The following is a 25,100-nucleotide window of genomic DNA, read 5'->3' on the forward strand; positions in this document are numbered from 1 at the left end:
CCTGCGCTGTTCCGTCAGGATAATCCGGTCATCCGAGTCAGGACTGACTACGCTAGAAAGGGGCTAGATCGCCGGGAAGTTCCCGCCACGTCTCGTTGTGGCACGCCCCTTCATGCGGGAGCTTCTCGAGGCAATCCCCCTTGCCGCATCCTCTGCCGTGAAGGAGCTACCGATGCAGGATATCGGCAGAGGCACCATCGACCGACACCCTTGTGGTTTGCTCGTTTCCTTTCTCTCAGCAGGAGCCGTTCCATGGCATCGTCATCCTATCCCTCGACCTCCACCTGCCATCGCGAATCCCGTCAGCCTCCTACGCGATTGGGGGTGCTGGGCGTGGGAGAACTGGCGGAGTCTCTTCTGGTCGCGCTGGCGCGAGGCTGCCTGCGCGATGGGCGCTCGCGGCATGATCTGGAGTTCCACCTCTCGCCGCGCAATGATGTCCGCAGCCACCGCCTGGGCTGGCGTTTCGGTGCCGTCCGCCACGCCAGCAACGTCGCGGTGTGCGAAGCCAGCCTCTGCGTGCTGGTCGGGGTCCGACCGCAGCAGCTGGAAGCGCTGGCCATGGAACTGCGTGAAAGCCGCGCTCTGAGCAAGGACCATCATCTGATGGTGATGGCGGCCGGTGTCTCACTCGCCAACCTGCAGCGCTGGTTCGCGCCGGCCAGGGTGGTGCGCGTGATGACGGGGCTGGCGGTATCCGAGGGGCAGAGCGCGCTCACGCTCTATCCGGAAGACCCCCTCACGCGGGACCTGCTCAGTCCGGCAGTCCGGCAGGTGATTGCCTTCGAGGAAGAGGCCGCCTTCGAGGCCAGCATGCTGGCAGTCTGCGTGAATGCCTGGCAGCTGGCCCAGCAGCAGGCGCTGCTTGACTGGTTCCAGACCGTCCCCGGCATCACCGGGCCGCAGGCCCGCCAGTTGTTGATGACCCAGATGCGTGATGCCCTTGCCCTGATGGAAGCCCATCCCGATACCCCGCCGGGCGAGCTTGCCTCGCGCATCGGCACGCCCGGCACCTGGACGGCACGCGGGCTTGAGCAACTGGGCGGCAAGGACGGTGCCCACCATCGGTGGCAGCAAGTGCTGGATGGGCTGAGAAGCGAGCTGAACTGATTCCATGGCCGTCGGTCATCACGGGCGGCGAGTCATGCTTTGCTGAACCCGTCTTTCCCGTGACCCGAGTTCCCCGCGTCCCGCGATTTTCTTACACTGGCAGTCAATGACATGCCTCAGGTGCGGCTGCGTACCTGAGGCATGGTCTTGTATTTCGACAGCTGGACGAGCCGTTGGCGGCTCATGACATGAGGCAGATGCGAGACATGGGAACCTGGTTGGCAGTAGCAGCGGGCGGCGCCATCGGCGCTCTTGGACGTTATCTGGTCAGTGGCTGGATCACGGGAACGGCGGGTCGAGGGTTCCCCTGGGGGACGCTCGGGGTCAATCTCCTCGGCAGCTGCCTGATGGGCTTCCTGTTCATCTGGGTCACCCAGGAGCTCAAGCTTGCGCCTGTCTGGCAGGCGATCATGGTGGCCGGCTTCACCGGCGCCTTCACCACCTTTTCCACCTTCGCCCTCGAAGCGCTCAATCTGATGATCAGCGGGCGCATGCTGGCAGGGCTGATCTACGTCGCGGTGAGCGTGGTGGCCTGTCTGGGCATGGTGGCGCTCGGCATGAAGCTCGCCCGCGTCCTGCTGTGAGCGACGGCCTGCCCCCGGGTGGCTGCCTCGGCATTGCGGCGGCTGCGAAGCGGGGCGTGGCTGAGGTAGACTAGTGCGCATGACCTTACCGTGCCGCGATGCGGCCTGAGTGAACTGACGAGAGAGCCTTCCCACATGCTGGACCCGAAACTTCTGCGCGCCGATCTTGACGCGACCGCCGAGCGCCTCGCACGTCGTGGCTATCAGCTGGATACCGAGGCCTTCGCCGCCCTGGAAGCGCGTCGCCGTGATCTGCAGATCGAGACCGAATCGCTGCAGAACGAGCGCAACACTCGCTCCAAGTCCATCGGCAATGCCAAGGCTCGCGGTGAAGATATCGCACCGCTGCTGGCGGAAGTCAGTGATCTGGGCGAGCGCCTCGACGCCGCCAAGAAAGAGCTCTCCGAGCTGCAGAGCAAGGCGGAGGCCATGGCCGCCAGCATCCCGAACCTGCCCAACGCCGACGTGCCGGAAGGCGCCGACGAGAATGACAATGTCGAGCTGCATCGCTGGGGCACCCCGCGTGAGTTCGATTTCGAGGTGCGTGATCACGTTGACCTCGGGGAACTCAAGGGGCAGCTCAACTTCGAGCTCGCCGCCAAGATCACCGGTTCACGCTTTGCCATCATGCACGGCTCCATCGCACGCCTGCATCGTGCGCTGGTGCAGTTCATGCTCGACAAGCAGACCCTCGAGCACGGTTACGAAGAGTTCTACGTGCCCTACATCGTCAACCGTGATTCCTTGATGGGCACCAGCCAGCTGCCCAAGTTCGAGGAAGACCTGTTCAAGCTCAATGACGATCGCGAATTCTTCCTGATCCCGACCGCCGAAGTGCCGCTGACCAACATGGTGCGCGACGAGATTCTCGACGCCAGCGACCTGCCGCTCAAGTTCACCGCGCATACGCCGTGCTTCCGCAGCGAGGCGGGTGCCTATGGTCGCGATACCCGCGGCATGATTCGCCAGCACCAGTTCGACAAGGTCGAGATGGTGCAGGTGGTCGAGGCGGACAAGAGCTATGACGCGCTGGAAGAGATGCGCGGCCATGCCGAGGCCATCCTGCAGGCGCTGGAGCTGCCGTACCGTGCCGTGACGCTGTGCACCGGCGACATGGGCTTCGCGGCGGCCAAGACCTATGACCTGGAAGTCTGGCTGCCGAGCCAGAATACCTATCGCGAGATTTCCTCCATCTCCAACTGCGAAGACTTCCAGGCACGTCGCATGCAGGCACGCGCCCGTGTCGAAGGACAGAAGAAGCCGCAGCTGGTACACACACTGAATGGCTCCGGCCTGGCGGTGGGACGTTGTCTGGTCGCGGTGCTCGAGAACCATCAGAATGCGGATGGTTCCATCAGCGTGCCGCAGGCGCTGCGCAGCTACATGGGCGGTGTGGACACCCTCAACGTCTGAGGCCCGCCGCGCAGCTCCGCTCGCGCCCCGAACCCCCGCTTCCTGCCGGAAGCGGGGGTTTTTCGTCTGCGGCTCTGCTACAACGTGCCTTCGGGGTCGTTATGCTTATTGGTTATTTTAGAGAGTGTTTCTTATGCTCTAAAATGCCGTTCATCGAAGGCTGCTACCCAGCCTCGCCCCGTTTGTGGATATGCCCATGGAATTTCTCAATCTCTCTTGTGATCCTTCACGACTCCAGCTGTGCCTGATCGGCGGTGGCCAGGAGGCGCTGGCGCTGGCCGAGCGCTTTGCCGGCCTGGGGACGGATCTGTGTGTCTACGGCGATGCCCGAATGCCGGCGCTGGAGAGACTGTGCGGTCAAGAGGGTTGGGAAGTGGCCGATACGCTGTTGCCGGTGCCTGCACCCGGCCAGCTGTGGCTGGTCGTCACGGGCAGCGAGGGCCGGGACCGCGGTATCCTGCGCCACGCGCGTGAGCAGCATGTCATGGTGTTTGCGCCGCGTCATCCGGCGGACTCCAGCGTGCGTCTTCCGCCCCGGCTGGTCGCGGGCGAGGCGGTGTTGCCGGTGAAGGAGGAGGATCGCTTCACCGGCACGCATGGTCAGGTGGCGCTGGTCAGCGCCGGCCCCGGCGACCCGGAGCTTCTGACCCTCAAGGCATTGCGTCATCTGCAGCAGGCCGATGTGATCATCCATGACCGGCTGGTGAGTCACGAGATTCTGGCGCTGGCCAGGCCTGAAGCCCGCCGGCTGTATGTCGGCAAGGCGCGCAGTGACCACAGCGTGCCCCAGGAAGGCATCAATCAGGCACTGGTGGACTATGCGCGCGCTGGCCATCGTGTCGTGCGCCTCAAGGGCGGTGATGCCTTCATCTTCGGGCGTGGTGGTGAGGAACTCGAGACGCTGGCGGATGCCGGGATCAGTTTCGAGGTGGTGCCAGGTATCACCGCGGCCTCCGGTTGCGCCGCCTACGCCGGGATTCCGCTGACCCACCGCGATCATGCCCAGTCGGTGCGTTTCGTCACCGGGCACCTCAAGGATGGCAGCTGTGACCTTGACTGGGAGGCGCTGGCACGCCCCGCCCAGACCCTGGTGTTCTACATGGGGCTGGGCAGTCTGGCGCTGATCTGTGAGCAGTTGATCCACCATGGTCTGGCGGCCAGCACGCCGATCGCTCTGGTGGAGCAGGGCACTACTGCGCGTCAGCGCGTGCATGTGGCGACTCTGGCGGAGATGCCGGCACAGGTGGCGGGGCAGGGGCTCAAGCCGCCGACGTTGATCATCGTCGGGGATGTCGTCAGCCTGCATGATTCCCTCAAGTGGTTCTCGCCGACGGCTGACAGCAGCCTTGGCTGGGAAGATGGCAAGCACCCGACGCCGCTGGCCCAGGTGAACACTGCCTGAGAGAGGTGAGGCTTCGAGCATTCAAGTAATCAAGTATTCAAGACGCCGCCCCGGTTCCTGCCGGGGCGGCGTCTTGCGTCATGAGGCCCCGTGGCGCGCAGCGAGCGTCGCGCGGTACGCCTTGGGCCAAGGTCGAGATGACGCAGACAGCGATTGCGCCTATTGTTTCAAGCAATCGTTTGAATCGCGGGTCGGACCCTGTCAGCGCTCCAGCGGCGCAGTGTCACGACGGAAGGCTCGCGGCCGACAGTACGCCATCACGAACCACGCCGTTGCAAGACGTCGTCGGAAGAGACCTGCAAGGAGAGTCACATGGCCAAGTATCAGGCACCGCTCAAGGATGCACGTTTCGTGCTCAACGAGGTATTCGCGGCCGAGCAGGAATGGGCGACCATGGAGGCCACTTCCGAGGTGAATGCGGAACTGGCCGAGGCGATACTCGAGGAAGGCGCGCGCGTGACCCAGGCAGAGCTGCTGCCGCTGAACCTGAGTGGTGACGCCGAGGGCGCGCGCTTCGAAGAGGGGCGTGTCACCACGCCCAAGGGCTTCAAGGAAGCCTATCGGGTGCTCGCCGAGGGTGGCTGGATGGGGTTGGGCGGCAACCCTGAATACGGCGGTCAGGGCATGCCAAAGATGCTCACCGTGGCCTTCGAGGAAATGCTCTACGCCACCAATACCAGCTTCGCGCTCTACCCGGCACTGAATGCCGGGGCCTGTCTGGCGATGGACAGCCATGCCCCTGAATCCGTCAAGCGGGTCTTTCTGCCGCGCATGTACGCCGGCGACTGGCTGGGCACCATGTGTCTGACCGAGCCTCACTGCGGGACGGACCTGGGCATGATCCGCACTCGTGCCGAGCCCCTCGAGGGTGATGACCCACTGCTGGGGCTGCCACGTTATCGCATTACCGGCACCAAGATCTGGATCACCGGTGGCGAGCACGACATGGTCGACAACATCGTGCATCTGGTGCTGGCCAAGCTGCCGGATGCGCCTTCCGGCACCCGCGGCATCTCGCTGTTTCTGGTCTCCAGGCAACTGCTCGATGCCGAGGGACAGCCCGCGGCATCGAATGCGGTCAGCTGTGGGTCCATCGAGCACAAGATGGGCATCAAGGGCAGCGCGACCTGCGTGATGAACTTCGATGGTGCCGAAGGGGTGTTGATCGGCGAGCCGCACCAGGGGCTGGCGGCGATGTTCACCATGATGAACTACGAGCGCCTCTCCATCGGCCTGCAAGGGCTGGGGCTGGGGGAAGTGGCCTATCAGAGTGCGATGGATTTCGCTGCTGAACGTCTGCAGAGCCGCGCACCGACGGGCGCACAGGCACCAGACAAGCCGGCTGATCCGATTCTGGTTCACCCTGATGTTCGCCGCATGGCGCTGGAAACCCGTGTCTGGAATGAGTCCGGACGGGCCTTTGCCGTCTTCGTCGGTCAGCAGCTGGATCGCGTCAAGTATCACGCCGATGAAGCGGTGAAGGCTGATGCGGATGCACTGGTGCAATTCCTGACGCCGATCGCCAAGGCGCTGCTGACGGATCGTGGCTTCGATGCCACCGTCATGGCGCAACAGCTCTATGGCGGCAATGGTTATTGCGTGGAGTGGGGTGCCGAGCAGTACGTGCGCGATGCCCGCATCGCGATGATCTACGAAGGCACCAATGGGATCCAGGCGATGGATCTGGTCGGACGCAAGCTCTACCGCAATCGCGGGGCGTACGTGGCACGCTTTGCCGAGCAGGTCAGGGCCGAGCTTGAGGGGCAGGATGACGACGAGCGGACCCGGCCGTTCGCCAAGGCCTGCCAGCAGGAACTGGCGCGTCTGGAGCGTGTCGCCGAGCAGTTGCTGGCCCGCGCGGATGACAATCCCGAGGAGCTGGGGGCAGCGGCCTGCGATTTCCTCGACCTGGCCGGGCTGTGTGTCTACAGCTATCTGTGGTTGCGCATGGCACGCGCCGCGGTACAGGGATTGGCGACATCGGGTGCCAGCGGGGAGGATTTCTATCGTCGCAAGCTGGCCATGGGCAACTACTTCGTCCAGCGGGTCTTGCCGCGCGCCGTCGCGCTGGAAGCCCAGATCGCGGCAGGTGCTGCACCGCTGATGGCCTTCCGTCTCGAGGATTTCGATCCGGCGCAGTGAGCCGTGCCGGTACGGCGAGCCATGCGATGATTCGGGCAACGGCTCATTCGTGACACTCTGAAACGCAAACGCCCAGCGATCCTTCCGGATCGCTGGGCATTTACGTTTCAGGCCTTTGCGTTTCAGGCCTTTGCATTGCAGACCTTTGCATGGCAGAGGGCGGACTCAGGCGTCGTCAGAGGAGGATTTGGATGCGAGAAGCCAGTCACGCAGGTCGGGAAACAGTTCGACAAGTACGAACAGCGGGCCGATGAGAAGCTGGCGCAGGTCATCGAGAAATGCGGGTTTTCGCCCCTCGAGACGGTGGCCGATGATCTGACCGACCCAGGCAAGCAGGAAGATTGCCACCATCAACGGGACCACTGGCCAGCGTAGGCCCAGCATCGCGAACATCGCGGCAAGACTGATCAGGCTCCAGACCAGCATCACCAGCGATGCGCGCCACGAGAGTCGGGCATAGAACCCGAGCGCAGCGAGGGTCAGCAGGCCGCCGGGCAGCATCCACAGTCCCGCGCCGGGTTCGCTGGACATCCCCTGGCCCCCCAGCAGCCGCCAGACAAGGATCAGCGTCGCGGTGAAGATGAGCGGTACACAGATGAGATGCAGACGAATATTGTCGGGGTGCCGATGGCTGGCCGAGTAGTGGGCCAGCGATTCCTTGAGGCGCGCCTGAGCGCCAAGACCCATGTGCGAGTGCGATGAGATGCCCATGTGAAGATCTCCTGACAGACATGATGAGTGCCCGGCTGGCGCGTGCGCAGCGGGATAGGTGGCGTGGGGAGGTCAGAGAGCATTGGCGTGATGCAGCAAGGTCCGGCAACCCTGCTGACTTTCATCATAGCGTATCGTGTCGGCCGGCAGGGCACAGGGCGGCTGTCAGCCTGGCCGGTCTGGGGTCTGCCGCGCCAGCGCGGGCGAGAAGGCGACAGCGCTGGCGGCGAATTCAGAGGTGGAACTGACCACAGGCCTCTGGCTGATGCAGGATGGCATCGACACGGATGATGTCGCTCAGGCCATCCTCGCAGGGCAGGGTGATCTGCTCGCCGACAGCCAGTCCCAGCAGGGCGATCCCCAGGGGGGACATGATGCATAGCGGGGCTATGGCCGGCTGAAGGGAAGGCGCGGTGGAGCCGAAGGCGAACGGAATGCACTCCTCGCTTGCGGGGTCTGGATAACGCAGCATCAGTTCATGATGGCCAGAGCGAGAGCCGGTGAGGCGCAGATGACTGCGCATGCTGACGTGATTGTTCGGGAAGTCATCCGGTGGCACGATCTCCGCCTGAATCAGGCGGCTTTCCAGGCGGGTTGCCAGCTCGTCATCATGCTGCTGGCTATCGATCAGGCGCTGAATGCGATCCGCATCCAGACGGTTGATGATCAGACGTGGCCGAGTCATCTGCAGGTTCCTTGTCATCACGTCGCGTCGCGCTATGCTGCGCCGCAAGACGTCGCCAATCCTGGCATTGTTTTCGTGGGAAGCGGTTGGCGTCCGGGTGGCCCCGAGGTTCCTGTCAGCCGCAGGTCAATCCTATTCGCTTTTTCTCGTACAGGGGAGTCGTCTGATCACGACAGGTGATGAGGCGCTGTCATCTTTCCCTGCAAGGATATCGTCATGGCAATCGTATGGATCTATCCCTTGGCGGCACTGGCGGAAATTGCCGGCTGTTTCGCCTTCTGGGCGTGGTGGAAACTGGATCGCAGCCCTTTGTGGCTGATCCCGGGCATGATGAGCCTCGGTGCGTTTGCCTGGTTGCTGTCGCTGGTGGATGTCGATCAGGCGGGGCGAGCCTTTGCCATCTATGGTGGGGTATATATCGTCACCTCGCTGCTCTGGCTCTGGCTGGTGGAGCAACAGGTGCCGGGTCGCTGGGATCTGCTCGGCTCGCTGGTCTGCCTGCTGGGCAGTGCGCTGATTCTGTGGGGAGGGCGGGCGCAGTGAGTCCGCGGGCGGGCTCGCTGAGCCGGTCCCTGAACGCCTGGCCCTGATGGCATGATCGTCCGCTGCAGCAGGCCGATCTTGTAGGACGAAGGTCCCATGACGGATGTCGGGAATGGAGGATTCCGTCAAGGCGCTACACTCCGTGCGCACCAGCGCGTTAGTATCAGAAGGACTCATGCTTTATTACCAGGATGCTGGATCACTGATGGATGCACCGAGACACCAACATGACAAGTGAACTGCTGTGGGGCCTTGGTGGGATAGTGCTTGGCGGCCTCGTCGGATTCTTGCTTGCACGCCATTTACCGCGTCGTCACGAGTGGAATGCTGCCGTGAGGCCACTGCTTGCGACACTTCGCGAGGCTGAGCCCGAGGTCATCGCCGGCAGACCGCTTGAGGTGCCCGGAGATCAGCTCGAGGCATTCCGTGCCGTGGCCTCGCACAAGGCGTTCTATCGCTTCACCAGCGGTGTCGAGTATCTGAATCTGCAACTGGCAGCGGCCGGTGAGGCGCATCATGATCGTCATGAGCAACAGGCACTTCTGGACGATGCGCGCCTGACGCTGGCGACGCTGCAGGACAGGCTGAGGCCTCGTTGAGCCAGACAAAGACAGCGAGGATGTCGTTTCCTCGATGCAAGCGGTTGGACGCTGAAAGGGGGCGCTGAAAGGGGGCGCTGAATCCGACAGGGAAACGACTGGAGTGTGACGACAGAGGGAGAAGCCAGGGGGAAACGGCTAGCGAGAACGGCAAGGGGAAATGACGGAGTACACAAGCCCGAAGCCATGGGAATGCAGCGTGCGGCAAGCCACGACGAGAGATCGCGATACGCGTGAGAATCACATGGAAAGTCGTATCCCATGAAAGGTCGCATCACACAGCAAGTCGCATCATGTGGACAGCGGACTGATGGAACAGGGGATAGATCAGGAAAGACAGAGAGGATGCTTCGAGAGGGCATCAGCAGGATGTGCTGATGGTGCGGAAGGGGGGACTCGAACCCCCACACCTTGCGGCACCAGAACCTAAATCTGGCGTGTCTACCAATTCCACCACTTCCGCGAGAAGCTGGCGTGCATTTTACCTGCGATGCCTTTCAAGTCAATCGCTTGTGGCCAATTATCCCTTGAGGGAGGCCACAGCGACGGCTTGTCAGTCATGGTGGCCATGTTGGCTGCGTGACTCGAGTCCGCAGGGCAATTGCAGATAGCTCGCGGCGCGTTCTGCCGCATGGCGGCTGTCAGTGAGGTCATCATCACGCACCCAAGGCACCACGCCGAGACAGGGCGCTTTCAGCGTGCGCGACAACGTCGCCATGTTGTCTTCACTGACTTCCATGTCGGCTTCCAGATGGTTGATGACATAGCCTGCCACCTCAAGCCCATCGCGCTCGATGGCTTCCAGGGTCAAACGTGCATGATTGATGCACCCGAGTCTCAGGCCTACCACCAGGATCACCGGTAGCCCCAAGGCGATGGCCAGATCCGAGAAATCTTCCTCGTCATTGAGCGGAACGCGCCAGCCGCCTGCTCCCTCGATCAAGGTCAGGTCACGTGGGGCCGTCTCGCGCTGGTGACGAATGTGTCGAGAGATCCTGGCCACTTCGAGACTCACACCTGCCTGGCGTGCGGCGATATGCGGCGCGATGGCCGGAGCGAATCGCCAGGGATTGATGCTCTCGTAATCCGCGGGCGGCTCGCACTGTGCCTGCAGCGACAGGGCATCGGCATTGACCAGCCCGTCGTGACTCTCGAAACAATCTGACGCCACGGGCTTGAGCCCGAGAGTGCTCAGGCCCCGCATGCGGGCACGAGCCAGCAAGGCGCTTGCGATGAAGGTCTTGCCGATTTCCGTATCGGTGCCGGTCACGAAGGCCGCGATGCCGTGGGGGATGGCATGGGAGGCGGAAGGCTGGCTGGTATTGCTCAAGTGCGCTGATGGCATTTCGTTATCTTTCTGCAAAGTGTTCGCGTTGATGTCTGTCATTCTGTGACTGATTTTTCCATGACAAGTTCAATGACTTGATAGCTTACAGGTAATCCTTGCGATGTGCGAAGCGCCTCGTGTCGGGCGGTCGCCTGGGCCAGATCCGCACGTGTCAGGCGATACCCGCTCGCTGTCTGGGCGCCTATTCCCTTGATGGAGCGCATGACGGCCGAGACGTCAGGATAATGGAAGACATGACGATGTGTCTGGCAATGCACCTTGAGGCCAGTGCGCCGTGCCCAGTCGATCAGCTGCTCTCGGGAGGGAAAGTGTCGGACCGAGTCATCCTGTCGCTGCCAGGCATGGCGGATCTCTGCCAATGTACCTGGTCCGAGCGTATTGATGTGCGCCCTGCCACCCGGCTTCAGTGCACGCGCAAGCTCCCCCAGCCAGTGGCGGGGGGTGGGGCACCATTGCACTGCCAGGCTCGAGAACACCAGGTCCAGACTGTTGTCGGCCACTGGCAGGCGCTCGGCATCGCCGCGCAACCAGTGGATAGGAGGTTGCACGTTGCCTGGTGTCAAGTGCCGAGGCGGCGTGTCGGGGGATCTCGAGGCCTCTCTGAGCATGGCCATCGACAGATCCAGCCCCAGGCAACGTGCGGTGGGGTAGTGGCACGCCAGCTCACGTGTCCACTGGCCGGGGCCGCACCCCAGATCCAGTACCACCGCAGCATCCGGAAGCGTTGTCGGCAAGGTCTCGAACAATCGACTGGCCATGACATGCTGGGCGCGTGCCAGGGTGAGGTATTCGCTCGCGCCGCGATCGAAGGCCTGAGCGATACGCTGGCGCGATGTCGCGTGGGGCAGGGTCACCATCTGCATCTCAGTCTTCTTCCCTTGCAACGACGACATGGCCCATGCGAGTCAGCAGGGCATCGGCCAGGTCATTATGGTGACTCAGTGGCAGACAATGTCCGCCGCAATATTCCACCACCTGATGGCCGTGATCACGCAGTGCCTCGGCAAGTCCCGGTGCCAGCAATGGATCATCCCGGCCCAGCCAGAACTCGAGATTCGGACCTGCTCGTGTCAGTGACATTCGCCGCGTGGCCAGCTCCTCGAGCCCTGCCGAGAGTGCATCGACAGAGCTTTCAGGGCGAGTGCCGATCAATTCACGCAACTGCCGCAGGCAGTCGCGCGGGTCAGGCTCGCCACTGGCCTGCCAGCGCAGGAAATGCTGCCAGCTGGCGAGCGGAGAGCGGGCAAAGGCTGTCTGGAAAGTGGTGAGCGTGGTGCTGGGCAGTGCCGGAAGGGGCGCCGGGGACCTGCGATGAGCAAGAGTCGTCTCGGGAGTCGCGTGATCCGGCGTGATGAACGCCGGCCCCATGGCCAACGCGATGAGTGCCGCGGGCCGTTGGTCCATCGGCAGCGCAGTCGCGAGTGCCTCGGCGCGTAGCGCACCCAATGACCAGCCCAGCCACAGCGTGTCCGCTCCGCCGAGGTGCGAAGGAGCTGCTTCGGGATCGTCAGGCGCCGCAAGGGGCCAGTCTGCCGTCACGATCTCGATCGGGCGTGTCGCAGGTCCGGCAGTCCGCTCTCGTTCGGCAGCTTGCTGTCGCTCGGCCAGTCGCGTCTTCAAGGGTTGCCAGATGCGGGCATCGATACCCCAGCCGTTGAACAGCACCAGACGTGTCAATCGCGTCATGTCTCGGCCCCCGTGGTGGGTCTGGTAGTGCTCGATTCCAGTACCTCCCTGAGGGCGGCCAGCAGAGTCTCGACATCGTTCTCGCTGTGCGCGGCACTGAAGGTGAAGCGCAGGCGTGAACTGCCGGCAGGGACCGTCGGGGGACGAATGGCAGATACCAGAATGCCTCGCTCGCGCAGTGCCGCGCTCCAGGCAAGGGCACGAGTCTCGCTACCGAGTATCAGTGGCTGGATCGGTGTCATCGGGTCAGTGAGGGGTGAGGGGGTGCCTGCCGTCACCGGGGGCAGGCCGAGCGCCAGACCACTGCCTGCCAGCAGAGCTGCACACCCCTCGCGAAACTGTCGTACGCGCGCTGCCAGGTGCTCGCGTCGCTGTGGTTCCTGCTCGACGATATCCAGCGCTGCCAGGATGGCGGCAGCGACGTGCGGGGGTTGCGCCGTGGTGTAGATATACGGGCGGGCCAGCTGGATCAGGCTTTCGATCAATGCCTCGCTGCCGGCGACGAAGGCGCCAGCGCTGCCCAGGGCCTTGCCCAGCGTGCCCACCAATACCGGCACTTCGGCCAGCGGAGTGTCCCGTCCGACCAGTCCCTCGCCGTGCTCGCCCAGCACGCCCACCCCATGCGCATCGTCGATCATCAGCCAGGCGCCATGGCGAGCACATGCCCGAGCGAGGCCCGTGATATCGGCACAGTCGCCATCCATGCTGAACACGCCATCGCTGATCACCAGCCTGTCGTCGGCCTGTGAGCGTGCCAGCTGGCGCTCGAGATCCTCGAGGTCGCGATGATGGAAGCGGCGCGAGCGCACGGTTGAGTTGCCGGAGGATGCCAGCCGCGCGCCATCGAGGAGGCTGGCGTGGTTGAGACGGTCATGAAAGATCTCGAGAGTGCGCCCGGCCTCGCGCGAGGCGCTCGCGAGCGCATCGATCACGCCGAGATTGGCCATGAAGCCGGTGGAGAACAGCAGCGCACGCGGGCGTCCGGTCAATTCGGCCAGACGGGCTTCCAGTCGGTGATGAAGCGTCTGGTGACCATTGACCAGATGGGCACTGCCGCTGCCGACACCGAATTCATGCGCCGCGCGACAGCCGGCCTCGACCAGTGTCGGGTGGTTGGCCAGCCCCAGGTAGTCGTTGGCGGTGAAGTTGAGCAGCGGACGTACCTCTTCACCTGCTGCCTTTCCGGCGAGGCTGACGTGGGGCCCCTGTGGGGAGTCCAGTGTCAGGCGCCGGCGATAGCGCCCGACCTGCTCGCGTCTGGCGAGCAGGTCGTCCAGGTGGGCGAAGCTTGCGCCGCCACTGGAGCGCGTGCGTGAGCGTGAGCGGGTAGGCGTGTCGGTGGCCACGTGAGATCAGACCACCAGACCGCAGGGCTTGCGTTCACGGACGTGGCCTTCATCGCTGGCGGGCGTCGCCTCGCGGGTGGCATCGTAGAACAGGCTGCCTTCGACGTTGGCGCGCGCCTGTTCTTCCATGGCCGCCTTGAGCGCCGCTTCCCGCACATCGTCACTGGCGACTTCCTGGCGGGTTTCCGGGTGCAGGCCAAGGCGCTCGAACAGCTCGCGGTCACGGTTGGCCTGCGGATTGCCGGTGGTCAGCAGACGCTCGCCATAGAAGATGGAGTTCGCACCGGCGAGGAAGGCCAGCGCCTGGGTGGAATCGTCCATCTGCTCGCGACCGGCGGACAGGCGCACGTGGCTCTTCGGCATCATGATGCGCGCCACGGCGATGGCACGGATGAACTCGATGGGGTCGAGATCCTCGACATTTTCCAGCGGTGTGCCCGCCACCTTGACCAGCATGTTGATCGGCACCGATTCCGGCTGTGGTTGCAGATTGGCCAGCTGGCGCAGCAGGCCGGCACGATCCGTGGTGGTTTCCCCCATGCCGAGAATGCCGCCGGAGCATACCTTCATGCCGGCTTCGCGCACGCTGGCCAGGGTGTCCAGGCGCTCGCTGTAGCTGCGCGTGGTGATGATCTCGCCGTAGTACTCCGGTGAGGTGTCCAGATTGTGGTTGTAGTAGTCGAGGCCGGCATCCGCGAGCTTTCTGGCCTGATCGGTATCGACCATTCCCAGCGTCATGCAGGTTTCCAGTCCCAGTGATTTCACCTGACGCACCATCTCGGTGACCACCTCGAGATCGCGCTCCCGCGGGCTCTTCCAGGCGGCGCCCATGCAGAAACGGCTGGCACCGGCATCCTTGGCGGCGCGGGCCTGCTCGACCACCTTCTGGATCTCCATCAGTTTTTCCTTGCCCAGGCCAGTGTTGTAGTGGCCTGACTGCGGGCAGTACTTGCAGTCCTCCGGGCAGGCGCCGGTCTTGATCGACAGCAGGGTCGAGACCTGGACGGCATTCGGATCGAAGTGCTGGCGGTGGATCTGCTGGGCCCGGAACAGCAGGTCATTGAAGGGCAGGGCGAACAACGCTTCGATTTCCTCGACGCGCCAGTCGTGACGTACCTCGCCATCTGCGTTGGTCCGTTCGTTGTGCGAGGTTTGTGTGGTCACGCTCGGGGCTTCTACGGTCATGGGAGTGAGATCCTTCTTCAGGCAGGCAGTGAGACGCGTCAGGTGGCAGTCAGCGCCGGACGATCGCCAGTGTCTTCGGGTCAGGCGCACGCCGCCATCCAGTCCCGCGAGCGACGGCTGTCGGTCAGTCAACGCGATTCATGAATGAGGGTTGACTGAAATGATAGAGTTTTCGCGAGTGCTGTCAACGCTGGAAGGTCTGCTGGTTGACAGGAGGCGTGTGTCACGCCCCTGTGCCTTCTGCCTGCAGCAGCAACGAGGGCATGAGCATGGCAGGCGCCCGAGGGGACGCCATGGCGACTGGTGCGAGGCCTGTGAAGAGCGGATCGTGCGCAATCGTCATGCCTGCCCGTGCTGTGCCGAGCCGGTGGCCTCCGAGGCATTGAGTCAGGTGGCCTGTGCACGGTGTCTGCGGACGCCACCGGCCTATCAGCACGTGTACGCTCCATTGCGCTATGAGGGGCTGATCGCGGGTCTCTTCCAGCGTTACAAGGACCAGCATCAGAGGCGTGCCGGGCTCCTGCTGCGCCAATTGATGACGCGAGAGCTGGCCCCGTTCTGTCGGGAGTGGCTGGCAGCACGTCCCGAGGCATGGGTCATCCTGGTGCCGGGGGATTCGCGACGGCGACGAACGCGGGGGCATGAGGTGCTGGTGGAGCTGACGCGTGGTCTGCGGGTGCGTGAACGACAACGCGGCGACGTGGTGCGGATTCGCTCGGGACATGCGGCCGATGAGGATCAGCGCCTGCGGGGGCGGCGCGGACGTCTGAAGGCGCAACGCGGACGTTATGACATCAGCGCTCCTCTGCCGGAAAGCGTGCTGTTGATCGATGATGTCATGACCAGTGGCGCGACCCTCGACAGCCTGGCGCAGGCCTGTCAGCGGGCGGGGGCTCGAGAGGTCGTCGCCTGTGTGCTGGCGCGTACGCCACCTGGTTCGCCATGATGCTATTGGTCTATGGCCTGCGGGACTGGCGGTGTGAGGGTCTAATCTCATAGCATGCAAGGTCCGGCAGCCGTTTGCTGGTCCATGCCCGAGGAATTGCCATGCCTATTGATCCTGTTACACCTGCTGATTCGCAATCATCCGGCACCTCGCGCGAGCTTGATGAGCGCGCCAACGGCAACACCTGGGAGGCTGCGTCATCCCGGGAAGGCGAACTGGACAAGCGTTCACATCCCTTTGATGCGCTTGCGCCGGATCGTGTCGTGGCCGCCGTCGAGTCGCTTGGTTTCTGGTTGCCCGGCGAGCCCTTCGCGCTCAACAGTTATGAGAATCGGGTCTATCACCTGGCCGATGATGACCGGCGGCGCTGGGTCGCCAAGTTCTATCGTCCGGATCGCTGGAGCCGCGCCCAGATCCTCGAGGAGCACGCCTTTCTGGCCGAGTTGGAAGCCGAGGGCGTTCCCGGTGCGCCCGCCTGGGCGGATGCCAGGGGTGAGACCCTGCATCATCACGAAGGCTTCGACTTCGCGCTGTTTCCCCATGTGGTCGGGCGGGCTCCCGAACTCGAATCTCCCGAGCACCTCTACCATCTGGGAGAGCTGATCGGTCGCGTGCACGCCGTCGGACGTCAAGGCCTCTTCCAGGAGCGTGAAACGCTCACGCCACTGCGCATCCTCGACGAGAGTCGTGACAGCGTGCTGGCCTCCGACTGGCTGAGTGAGCGTCAGAGTGAAAGCTATCAGCGTGTCATCGAGGCGTTGCGCCCCCTGGTGGCGGAGCAGAGCTGGCCGCAGAGTGGCTTGCTGCGTGCGCATGGTGACTGCCATATCGGCAACATGCTGGGGCGGGATGACAGCTTCGCGCTGGTGGATTTCGATGATTGTCTCAATGCGCCCGCCATTCAGGATCTATGGATGCTGTTGACGGGAGAGAGTGACCCCGAGCTCCACATGCAGTTGTCCGAGGTGCTGGAAGGATATGAGCAGCACTGCGACTTCAATCGCGGGGAGCTGAAGTGGATCGAGACACTGCGTACGCTGCGCATGGTGCGTCACAGTGCCTGGGTGGTACGGCGCTGGACGGACCCCGCCTTCCCGCAGGCCTTCTCGCATGTCGCGAGCCTGGGGTACTGGGATGACCACATCCGCAGTCTTGAGCAGCAACGAGTCGTGCTTGATGCTCCTCGCTGGCTGGCGTGAGCCGCCCGCGCCGGAGACCGGTGGGCCATTCTTGAGTCCCATGACCCGACGCCCTTGACGCCTTGCGTTGAGGGCGTCGTCGTTGCGGCAATGCGGGAAAGACGTGATCAGGCCTGCGTTGGAGGCGGGCCTGAGGTAGAATCTGCGCTGACATTGAACACTAACTTATACAATATCAATTCAACGTTAAAATATTGTATAAGTTATGTGCTTTACCCCTGCTATGCGTGCGCTCATGCGCGCCCCTGACCGATACCATAGGCAGACGGATGACCGAAGAGATTGCCAACCATTACCGCCAGATCATCACTGCATTGGGTGAGGATCCGCAGCGCGAGGGCCTGCAGGACACGCCCATGCGTGCTGCCAAGGCCATGCAGTTCCTGACCCATGGCTATCATCAGTCGCTGGAGGAGATCGTCAACGGCGCCGTCTTCACCTCGGACACCGACGAGATGGTACTGGTCAAGGACATCGAGCTTTACTCGATGTGCGAGCATCACATGCTGCCGTTCATCGGCAAGTGCCATATCGCCTATCTGCCGGCGGGCAAGGTGCTGGGGCTGTCCAAGTTCGCGCGCATCACCGACATGTACTCGCGCCGCATGCAGATCCAGGAAAACCTCACCAAGCAGATCGCTGAGGCGGTCCAGCAGGTGACCGGCGCACGGGGTGTGGCGGTGGTGGTCGAGGCGCGCCACATGTGCATGATGATGCGTGGCGTGGAAAAGCAGAATTCCAGCATGAAGACCTCCGTGATGCTGGGGGCCTTCCGCGAGAATCAGCCGACCCGTCAGGAATTCCTGACCCTGATCAGCTGATCCGATAGCCACGACGCCGCCTCTCGAGGCGGCGTCGTCGTCTGTGAGTCGTTTGTCTGACATCTCTTGTTCAGGAGTCCCCGTCGATGCCGATGCATGCCTTGCACGATGAACATCTCGATCATGATCTTGCCACCATTCGCATCAAGAACCTGCGTCTGCGCACCTATATCGGGATTAACGAGGACGAGATCCAGAATCGTCAGGATGTCGTGATCAATGTGGTGATCCGCTACCGCGCCGCGCGTGCGGTTCAGTTCAACCACATCAGCGAAGCCCTCAACTATCGCACCATCACCAAGCAGCTGATCGCGCATGTCGAGGATGGGCGTTTCGCATTGCTCGAGCGCATGACGCGGGAAGTGCTGGATATCGTGATGCAGCATGAGCAGGTGCTGACGGCTCAGGTCGAGATCGACAAGCCGCATGCGCTGCGCTTCTCCGATTCGGTGTCCATCACCCTGTCGGACAGCCGGGAAGACCATATCCAGACGGCAAGTGTCGGACGCTAGACAGTGAGGAGAGACGGGATGTCAGGAGGGGCAGCATGATCGGAGAGATCACTCGGTTCGATGATGCCACCCAGGAGGGTGTCATCACGGATGACAGGGGCGCCGAGTACGTGTTCGATCTTGTCGGTTGGCGCGGTCGCGGTCTCCCGGGGCCGGGACTGGCGGTGGATTTCGAGGTGCGTGACGGGCGTGCGAGCCAGGTGTTCAATGCGCGGGTCAAGCAGCAGAAGGCGCGGCGTGTCGTGTCGATGCCGCCGGAGTGCGAGCTCGGTGAGGTACCGCCGTCGTCTGTCGAGGCCGGCAAGCAGCCATCCGGCCGACGCGAGTGGCCCATGGGGCGTGTGATCACGGGGCTGGCCATGGCAGCACTGGTGCTGGCAGGGTTGTGGTTCTGGCACTGAACCCGCATCTAGGTTCTATTAGGCTAGTCTTGAATAGTCTCGGCTAGCGCTCAACGCCGCCTCGATCCACCTGCATGCCTCTGGAGTCTTCATGGAACATCTCAACGATACCAGTCTCTTTCGCCCCTTTGCCTATATCGATGGTGGTTGGGTCGCCGCGGATTCCGGTGAGCAGATAGAGGTCGACAATCCGGCCACCGGCGAGATCATCGGCCGAGTGCCTCGCCTGGGCTATGCGGAAACCGAGCGTGCCATCGAGGCGGCCCAGAATGCCTTCGCTGACTGGAAGGAAACCCCCGCGCTGGAACGTGCCGACATCCTGATGAAGTGGTACGCCCTGATGCAGGAGCACAAGGATGACCTGGCGCAGATCATGACCCTGGAGCAGGGCAAGCCACTCGCCGAATCCGCCGGTGAGATCCAGTATGCCGCCAGCTTCCTGCGCTGGTTCGCCGAGGAAGGGCAGCGAGTCTACGGTGACACCATTCCGGCAGCCAAGCGTGATCAGCGCATCATGGTGCTCAAGCAACCCGTGGGTGTCGTGGGGGCGATCACGCCGTGGAACTTCCCGTCATCGATGATCACCCGCAAGGCGGGTGCCGCATTGGCGGCGGGCTGCCCCATCGTGGTCAAGCCTGCCAGTCAGACTCCCTTCTCGGCACTGGCGCTGGCGGTGCTGGCGGAGCGCGCTGGCGTGCCGCGTGGTGTCTTCAACGTGGTGCCGGGCTCGGCCAGGGATATCGCCAAGGCGATGACCGATTCGCGTCTCGTGCGCAAGGTCACCTTCACCGGCTCCACCGAAGTTGGCCGCGGACTGATGGCCAATGCATCACAGCATATCCAGAAGATCTCGCTCGAGCTTGGCGGCAATGCGCCCTTCCTGGTGTTCGAAGACGCCGATCTCGATGCGGCGGTGGAAGGCGCGATGGCAGCCAAGTTCCGCAACGCCGGCCAGACCTGCGTCTGCACCAATCGTTTCCTGGTGCAGTCCAGCGTGGTCAATGCCTTCAGCGAGAAGCTGGCAGCGGCGATGAATGCCGAGTTGACCGTGGGCAACGGCATGGAAGAGGGCGTCAAGGTCGGCCCACTGATTGATGGTGGCGCCGTCGAGAAGGTCACGGATCACGTGCAGGATGCGCTCGACAAGGGGGCCGAGCTGCTGCTGGGCGGCCATCCGCATCCGCTGGGTGGCAGTTTCTTCACCCCGACGTTGATCTCGCAGGTGACGCCGGAGATGAAGGTGGCCCGTGAGGAAACCTTCGGGCCGCTGGCAGCCATCTTCCCCTTCGAGAGCGAGGAAGAGGCCATCGAGATGGCCAACGATACCGAGTTCGGGTTGGCCAGCTATTTCTATAGCACGGATCTCAAGCGTGTCTGGCGCGTCTCGGAAGGTCTGGATTACGGCATGGTCGGTATCAACACCGGACTGATCTCCAACGCCGCCGCGCCCTTCGGCGGCACCAAGGCATCGGGGCTGGGCCGTGAGGGCTCCAAGTATGGCCTCGAGGAGTACATGGAAACCAAGTATCTGTGTCTCTCACTTGGCTGATCCGTTCGTCATCGGATCTGCGACGTTGATCCCTGCTTGAGCCCTTCATCCTTGAACGTGGCATCGTCGATGGATGGCCAGCGCTCAAGGCAATGACCGGACACGACATCAGATGCCAAAAAGCCCGCCCGGGACACCGGGCGGGCTTTTTCATGTCATTCAGTCATTCGGCCTGTTGCCGCCAAGCGTGTCTGCAACCTATGGAATTTTCGCTGCTGCTGAGAGCGATCTTTCGCTGCTGATAAGAGAGCGGCATGCGCGAGAGGGGGCAATCTCGCGACAAGAGGCCCATGCGCCATTGGTCGTAGAGGTGAGGTGTCTTGGGCATTGATCGCGCTGCGCGTGTCAGACCAAAGCGGTATGCCGCTGTCTTTTACCGCGGATCAGGGACAAAGACAGGTGTGCTTTGTCGGCATTCTCTTACTTGTGGATATGCTTATTTACGCTACAGTCTAAGAGCGGGACCTGTGGTGATAGTCTTCAAGGATTGAAGACAGGGCGAGTGGCGTGGCGGACGCGACTTGCCCTTTTTTATGGCCGGTTCCCAGCTCAGTATTGTCAGCCCGCACTTCTCAGTTCTCCCTTCTCAGCCCTCACTCCTCACTCCTCAGCCCAGCGGTGACAGCCCCATTCCCGCCACCAATCCTTCCAATGCATGCCGGCCGGCAATCGAGTTGCCATAGCCGTCCAGGCGCGGCGACCACACACAGATGCTCATCTGTCCCGGCAGGATGGCGATGATGCCGCCGCCGACACCACTCTTGCCCGGCAGGCCCACGCGCCAGGCGAAGTCTCCCGCCGCGTCATAGAGCCCACAGGTCAGCAATAGCGCATTGAGCTGACGTGTCTCCAAGGGCGAGACCACTTCCTTGCCATCCAGCGGATTGACGCCACGATTGGCCAGGAAGGCGAAGCTGCGGGCCAGCTCCACGCAGTTCATCGATACCGAACAGCTGTGGAAGTAAGTGTCCAGCAGGTCATCCACATCGGAGTGCACGTTGCCATAGGCCTGCATCAGGTAGGCGAGCGAGGCATTGCGTGCCTTGTGGTCCATCTCGGAGCGCGCCACCTTCTCGTCGAAGCCGATGTCGGGGCTGCCGGACAGGCGTCTGAGCTGTTCACGCAGCGTGTTCTGGATCGAGACGATGCGCGAGACCAGCAGGTCCGTGATCAGCAGTGCCCCGGCATTGATGAACGGGTTGCGTGGAATGCCGTTCTCGACCTCCAGCTGCATGATCGAATTGAACGCCTGGCCAGAGGGTTCACGTCCCACGCGTGACCAGATCTCGTCGCTTTCCAGACGCTGCATCGCCAGTACCAGTGCGTGGACCTTGGAGATCGACTGGATCGAGAAGCGCGTGTGTGCATCCCCGGCATACTGGACGCGGCCATCGACATGACAGACGGCAATCCCGAACTGATCCGGGTCCACCTGCGCCAGGGCCGGGATGTAATCCGCGACCTTGCCCTCGTTGAAGCAGCGGCTGGCATCATTGGACAGGCGTTCAAGCAGCGTCTGGAGGGCATCAGAGTCGAGTGGCGGCGTCATGGCGACCTTGAGGAGACAGAGTGGATGGGAATGCAATCGCATGGTACGGCTGCGCATTCTACCCAATCCTGTGGGCTGTGGCGCGTGGTGATCCGAGCGCTTGATAGCCAGCCCTTATCAGCGGGGTAGGGCAAAGTGATTTCAAGTTGCAGATGAGACTCACTATCATTCATTGCATCGAGGCAACAACAGGTTGCCCACCAAGAGACACGCGACGCGCTGGGGTTCAGCGTCTCGCTGAGCACAGACCGCCCGGAGGGCAGCCAACATGATCAAGACATTGACCTTTGCCAGCATGCACTTCTCCATCGCCTTCGGTGTCACCTACCTGCTGACCGGTGACATCGTGGTCGGCGGTCTGGTCGCCATCGTCGAGCCTGCGGTCAACACCGTCGCCTTCTTCTTCCACGAGAAGGTCTGGAATCGTGTGACTGCCCGTCGTCAGCAGGCAGCTGAACAACAGGCCAGCCGCCCCTCCGGCATGAATGGTGCGGTATTGGCGAGCTGAGGACACTTGCGTCGGCAAGGGTGGGCACCGCAGAATCGAGCGATCTTTCCTCGGAGCCACCCATGCTGAAGCTTGCCTCTCGCCCCGTCCGTTTCTCTCGCCTGTCCTGTCTGCGCCAGCGTCCTCTCCTCCAGGGGGCGCTGGCGTTGCTGTTGGGGCTTGCCGGCAGCATGGCTGTCGCCGAGCCCGTGGCTGCCGATGAGACGCGCGATTATCACTACAGCGACGCCCACCTGCACTTCGTCGACTTCTTCCAGCAGGGCGATGGCTTGGGGGCCTTGCTGGATGCCATGGATGAGGCGCAGGTGGATCATGCCCTGATCACGGGCATCGGTGTCGCCAAGAAATGGCAGCAGGACGCGCCCAAGAAGCCGCGTTACTACATGGGTGATGATGGGCCGGTCTACTGGTACTCCGGTACCGATTACATTCTGGCCGAGGCGTTGACTCGCGCTCCCGAGCCGGTCCAGGCGCGTTTCTCGCCGTTCATCACCGGCTTCAACCCCACTGATCTGAATGCTGCCGATGAGATTCGCCAGTTGATGGCGATCTATCCCGGCTTCTGGAAAGGCATCGGCGAGGTCTTCACGCGTCATGATGACCTGACGCGCCTGACCGAGGGCGAGACGCCACGAGCCAATCATCCCGCCTTGAGAAAGGTCTATGCGCTGGCGGCGGAGAAGGGCCTGCCGGTGATGGTGCATTCCAATGTCACCAGCAAGCGTGAGGGGCATGAGGGGCTGTATCTCGAGGAATTCGAGAGTGCGGTGCGCGACAATCCGGACACGACCTTCATCTGGGCACATGCGGGTACCAGTGCCGAGCTCAATCGTCGCCTGGGGCGCATGACATGGCTGCACGGCGAGATCGAGCGCATGCTGGAAACCTATCCCAACCTGAATATCGACCTGTCCTGGTCAGTGCTGGAGCCGTATCTGCTGGATGACAAGGGCCAGCCGCGCCCGCGCTGGGTCAAGCTGGTCGAGCGCTTCCCACAGCGCTTCGTGCTTGGCAGTGACGTGGTCGGGCGCTTCGGCTCGGTGGGCGATATCCTGGCAAGTTACACGCCATTCCTCGATGCCCTGTCGCCACAGACGGCGCACAATGTCGCCCGTGACAACTTCCTGCGCCTGGTCAGACTGCCTGTCGAATAGGGGCAGGCGTTGATGCCCCGGCATACGAAAAGCCCCCGTCAGCGATTCGCTGGCGGGGGCTTTTTCGTGAGCGTCAGAGAGGCTCACACATCATGTGTCAGAGCCGTCGATCAGTGACGGAAGTGACGCATGCCGGTGAAGACCATGGCGATGCCGGCTTCGTTGGCCGCATCGATGACTTCCTGATCACGCATGGAGCCACCCGGCTGGATGACGGCCGTGATACCGGCCGCCGCCGCGGCGTCGATGCCGTCACGGAACGGGAAGAAGGCATCGGAGGCCATCACGGAGCCCGGCACTTTGAGCCCTTCATCGGCGGCCTTGATGCCGGCGATCTTGGCCGAATAGACGCGGCTCATCTGACCGGCGCCCACACCGATGGTCTGGCCATCCTTGATGTAGACGATGGCGTTGGACTTGACGAACTTGGCCACTTTCCAGGCGAAGGTCAGGTCGTTGAGTTCCTGCTCGCTCGGCGCGCGCTCGGTGACGACCTTGAGTTCATCACGGCCGACCATGCCCTGATCGCGGTCCTGCACCAGCAGACCGCCGGTGACGCGCTTGAAGTCGTGACCGCCGGTACGCTCGGCCGCCCAGGCATCCGCGACGTCGAGCAGACGCACGTTGGCCTTGGTGGCGACGATGGCAGCGGCTTCGTCGCTGATTCCCGGGGCGATGATCACCTCGACGAACTGGCGCGAGACGATGGCCTGCGCGGTCTCGGCGTCCAGCGGCACGTTGAAGGCGATGATGCCGCCGAAGGCGCTGGTCGGGTCGGTCTGATAGGCGCGCTCGTAGGCGGCCAGGGCAGACTCGCCGATGGCGACGCCACACGGGTTGGCGTGCTTGACGATGACACAGGCGGTCTCGTCGAAGGCCTTGACGCACTCGAAGGCGGCATCGGTATCGGCGACGTTGTTGTAGGACAACGCCTTGCCCTGGACCTGCACGGCCGTGGCGACGCTGGCCTCGGTGGCACCGTCCTCGACGTAGAAGGCCGCTTGCTGATGCGGGTTCTCGCCGTAACGCATGTCCTGCTTCTTGCTCAGGCTGACGTTGTACTGACGCGGCAGACCTTCACTGCCACCCTCGACCCGCTGACCCAGCCAGTTGGCGATGGCGCCGTCGTAGGCGGCGGTGTGCTCGAAGGCTGCCACGGCCAGGTCGAAGCGCGCCTCGTCGCTGACGGCGTTGTCATTGGCATCCATCTCGGCGATCACGCGGTCGTAGTCGGCCGCGTTGACGACGATGGTGGTGTGCGCGTGGTTCTTGGCGCAGGAACGCACCATGGTCGGGCCGCCGATATCGATGTTCTCGATGGCGTCTTCCAGCGAGCAATCCGGGTTGGCCACGGTGGCGGCGAACGGATACAGGTTGACGATGACCATGTCGATGGGGTCGATGCCGTGCTCGGCCATCACCGCATCATCCTGACCGCGTCGACCGAGAATACCGCCGTGGATCTTGGGATGCAGGGTCTTGACCCGGCCATCCATCATTTCCGGGAAGCCGGTGTGCTCGGAGACTTCGGTCACGGCCAGGCCGTTGTCCTTGAGCAGACGGAAGGTGCCGCCGGTAGACAGCAGGGCGACGCCACGGGCGTCGAGGGCACGGGCGAATTCGACGATGCCGGTCTTGTCGGAAACGCTCAGGAGGGCGCGACGGATGGCTTGGGGCTTGGCTTGCATGATGCTCCACTCGTGGATC

At 63.0% G+C, this 25,100-nt stretch carries 24 protein-coding genes and 1 tRNA gene; 15 read left to right on the forward strand and 10 right to left on the reverse strand.

The window, feature by feature from the left end:
• Positions 1 to 252 precede the first annotated feature (252 nt).
• The 5 genes from HXS65_RS01025 (at position 253) to HXS65_RS01045 (ending at position 6,651) form a co-directional block, all read left to right on the forward strand.
• A complete protein-coding gene (locus HXS65_RS01025; RefSeq protein ID WP_077371804.1) occupies positions 253 to 1,110 on the forward strand; it encodes a pyrroline-5-carboxylate reductase in 858 nt (285 codons plus the stop codon).
• Positions 1,111 to 1,316: 206 nt separating this feature from the next.
• Complete coding sequence (gene crcB, locus HXS65_RS01030; protein ID WP_176492912.1) at positions 1,317 to 1,694, forward strand: fluoride efflux transporter CrcB; 378 nt, start codon at positions 1,317 to 1,319, stop codon at positions 1,692 to 1,694.
• A 135-nt stretch (positions 1,695 to 1,829) separates the two neighbouring features.
• Positions 1,830 to 3,107 (forward strand): serine--tRNA ligase, encoded by a 1,278-nt coding sequence (gene serS, locus HXS65_RS01035; RefSeq protein ID WP_077371807.1) that lies wholly within the window; start codon positions 1,830 to 1,832, stop codon positions 3,105 to 3,107.
• A 604-nt stretch (positions 3,108 to 3,711) separates the two neighbouring features.
• The gene (gene cobA, locus HXS65_RS01040) at positions 3,712 to 4,509 is read left to right on the forward strand and encodes a uroporphyrinogen-III C-methyltransferase (RefSeq protein WP_255304421.1); all 798 of its coding nucleotides are present in this window, start codon (positions 3,712 to 3,714) and stop codon (positions 4,507 to 4,509) included.
• A 312-nt stretch (positions 4,510 to 4,821) separates the two neighbouring features.
• Entirely contained in the window at positions 4,822 to 6,651 is a 1,830-nt protein-coding gene (locus HXS65_RS01045; protein ID WP_176492914.1) for an acyl-CoA dehydrogenase C-terminal domain-containing protein, read from the forward strand.
• Between the two features lie 165 nt (positions 6,652 to 6,816).
• On the opposite strand, the gene HXS65_RS01050 is transcribed toward HXS65_RS01045, so the two are convergent.
• A complete protein-coding gene (locus HXS65_RS01050) occupies positions 6,817 to 7,362 on the reverse strand; it encodes a DUF962 domain-containing protein (protein ID WP_205632710.1) in 546 nt (181 codons plus the stop codon).
• Between the two features lie 232 nt (positions 7,363 to 7,594).
• Positions 7,595 to 8,047 (reverse strand): hypothetical protein, encoded by a 453-nt coding sequence (locus tag HXS65_RS01055; protein ID WP_077371816.1) that lies wholly within the window; start codon positions 8,045 to 8,047, stop codon positions 7,595 to 7,597.
• Between the two features lie 216 nt (positions 8,048 to 8,263).
• Here HXS65_RS01055 and HXS65_RS01060 point away from each other — a divergent pair, with 216 nt between their 5' ends.
• Positions 8,264 to 8,590 (forward strand): YnfA family protein, encoded by a 327-nt coding sequence (locus tag HXS65_RS01060; protein ID WP_077371819.1) that lies wholly within the window; start codon positions 8,264 to 8,266, stop codon positions 8,588 to 8,590.
• A gap of 332 nt (positions 8,591 to 8,922) precedes the next feature.
• Positions 8,923 to 9,189, forward strand: coding sequence for a hypothetical protein (locus HXS65_RS01065; RefSeq protein ID WP_136938304.1), 267 nt, complete (start codon positions 8,923 to 8,925; stop codon positions 9,187 to 9,189).
• A 378-nt stretch (positions 9,190 to 9,567) separates the two neighbouring features.
• Here HXS65_RS01065 and HXS65_RS01070 read toward each other — a convergent pair.
• The 6 genes from HXS65_RS01070 to bioB form a co-directional block, all read right to left on the reverse strand.
• A tRNA-Leu gene (locus HXS65_RS01070) sits at positions 9,568 to 9,652 on the reverse strand.
• 90 nt (positions 9,653 to 9,742) lie between these two features.
• A complete protein-coding gene (bioD, locus tag HXS65_RS01075) occupies positions 9,743 to 10,534 on the reverse strand; it encodes a dethiobiotin synthase (RefSeq protein WP_077371825.1) in 792 nt (263 codons plus the stop codon).
• A 38-nt stretch (positions 10,535 to 10,572) separates the two neighbouring features.
• The gene (locus HXS65_RS01080; RefSeq protein ID WP_176492915.1) at positions 10,573 to 11,400 is read right to left on the reverse strand and encodes a methyltransferase domain-containing protein; all 828 of its coding nucleotides are present in this window, start codon (positions 11,398 to 11,400) and stop codon (positions 10,573 to 10,575) included.
• Position 11,401: 1 nt separating this feature from the next.
• On the reverse strand, positions 11,402 to 12,223 hold the full coding sequence (locus HXS65_RS01085) for a hypothetical protein (RefSeq protein ID WP_176492916.1): 822 nt from the start codon (positions 12,221 to 12,223) through the stop codon (positions 11,402 to 11,404).
• On the reverse strand, positions 12,220 to 13,569 hold the full coding sequence (locus tag HXS65_RS01090; protein WP_255304384.1) for an 8-amino-7-oxononanoate synthase: 1,350 nt from the start codon (positions 13,567 to 13,569) through the stop codon (positions 12,220 to 12,222). The genes HXS65_RS01085 and HXS65_RS01090 overlap by 4 nt, the downstream gene beginning before the upstream one ends.
• A 6-nt stretch (positions 13,570 to 13,575) precedes the next feature.
• Positions 13,576 to 14,754: a biotin synthase BioB gene (gene bioB, locus HXS65_RS01095; protein ID WP_176492917.1), complete on the reverse strand. Its 1,179-nt coding sequence runs from the start codon at positions 14,752 to 14,754 to the stop codon at positions 13,576 to 13,578.
• Positions 14,755 to 15,082: 328 nt separating this feature from the next.
• Between bioB and HXS65_RS01100 the strand changes: the two genes are divergently transcribed.
• From HXS65_RS01100 to HXS65_RS01125, 6 genes are all read left to right on the forward strand, one after another.
• Positions 15,083 to 15,700, forward strand: a complete 618-nt coding sequence (locus tag HXS65_RS01100) for a ComF family protein (protein WP_139345415.1) — start codon at positions 15,083 to 15,085, stop codon at positions 15,698 to 15,700.
• A 215-nt stretch (positions 15,701 to 15,915) separates the two neighbouring features.
• Positions 15,916 to 16,899 carry a serine/threonine protein kinase gene (locus HXS65_RS01105; protein WP_373996117.1) on the forward strand — a complete coding sequence of 328 codons (984 nt, stop codon included), beginning with the start codon at positions 15,916 to 15,918 and terminating at the stop codon, positions 16,897 to 16,899.
• A gap of 269 nt (positions 16,900 to 17,168) precedes the next feature.
• Entirely contained in the window at positions 17,169 to 17,720 is a 552-nt protein-coding gene (gene folE / locus HXS65_RS01110) for a GTP cyclohydrolase I FolE (protein ID WP_077371842.1), read from the forward strand.
• A gap of 86 nt (positions 17,721 to 17,806) precedes the next feature.
• Entirely contained in the window at positions 17,807 to 18,232 is a 426-nt protein-coding gene (gene folX, locus HXS65_RS01115) for a dihydroneopterin triphosphate 2'-epimerase (RefSeq protein WP_176492918.1), read from the forward strand.
• 35 nt (positions 18,233 to 18,267) lie between these two features.
• Complete coding sequence (locus tag HXS65_RS01120; protein ID WP_084209171.1) at positions 18,268 to 18,633, forward strand: hypothetical protein; 366 nt, start codon at positions 18,268 to 18,270, stop codon at positions 18,631 to 18,633.
• A gap of 91 nt (positions 18,634 to 18,724) precedes the next feature.
• A complete protein-coding gene (locus HXS65_RS01125; RefSeq protein ID WP_176492919.1) occupies positions 18,725 to 20,182 on the forward strand; it encodes an NAD-dependent succinate-semialdehyde dehydrogenase in 1,458 nt (485 codons plus the stop codon).
• Positions 20,183 to 20,789: 607 nt separating this feature from the next.
• Here HXS65_RS01125 and glsB read toward each other — a convergent pair.
• Positions 20,790 to 21,788: a glutaminase B gene (gene glsB / locus HXS65_RS01130; RefSeq protein ID WP_254696424.1), complete on the reverse strand. Its 999-nt coding sequence runs from the start codon at positions 21,786 to 21,788 to the stop codon at positions 20,790 to 20,792.
• Between the two features lie 211 nt (positions 21,789 to 21,999).
• Between glsB and HXS65_RS01135 the strand changes: the two genes are divergently transcribed.
• The gene (locus tag HXS65_RS01135; RefSeq protein WP_077371853.1) at positions 22,000 to 22,239 is read left to right on the forward strand and encodes a DUF2061 domain-containing protein; all 240 of its coding nucleotides are present in this window, start codon (positions 22,000 to 22,002) and stop codon (positions 22,237 to 22,239) included.
• 62 nt (positions 22,240 to 22,301) lie between these two features.
• On the forward strand, positions 22,302 to 23,393 hold the full coding sequence (locus tag HXS65_RS01140) for an amidohydrolase family protein (protein WP_176492920.1): 1,092 nt from the start codon (positions 22,302 to 22,304) through the stop codon (positions 23,391 to 23,393).
• 110 nt (positions 23,394 to 23,503) lie between these two features.
• Here the strand turns inward: HXS65_RS01140 and purH are convergent, their stop codons facing one another.
• Entirely contained in the window at positions 23,504 to 25,081 is a 1,578-nt protein-coding gene (purH, locus tag HXS65_RS01145) for a bifunctional phosphoribosylaminoimidazolecarboxamide formyltransferase/IMP cyclohydrolase (protein WP_077371859.1), read from the reverse strand.
• Between the last annotated feature and the right edge of the window lie 19 nt (positions 25,082 to 25,100).

The sequence above is a fragment of the Cobetia sp. 5-25-4-2 genome, assembly GCF_013374075.1.
Taxonomy (GTDB): domain Bacteria; phylum Pseudomonadota; class Gammaproteobacteria; order Pseudomonadales; family Halomonadaceae; genus Cobetia; species Cobetia marina.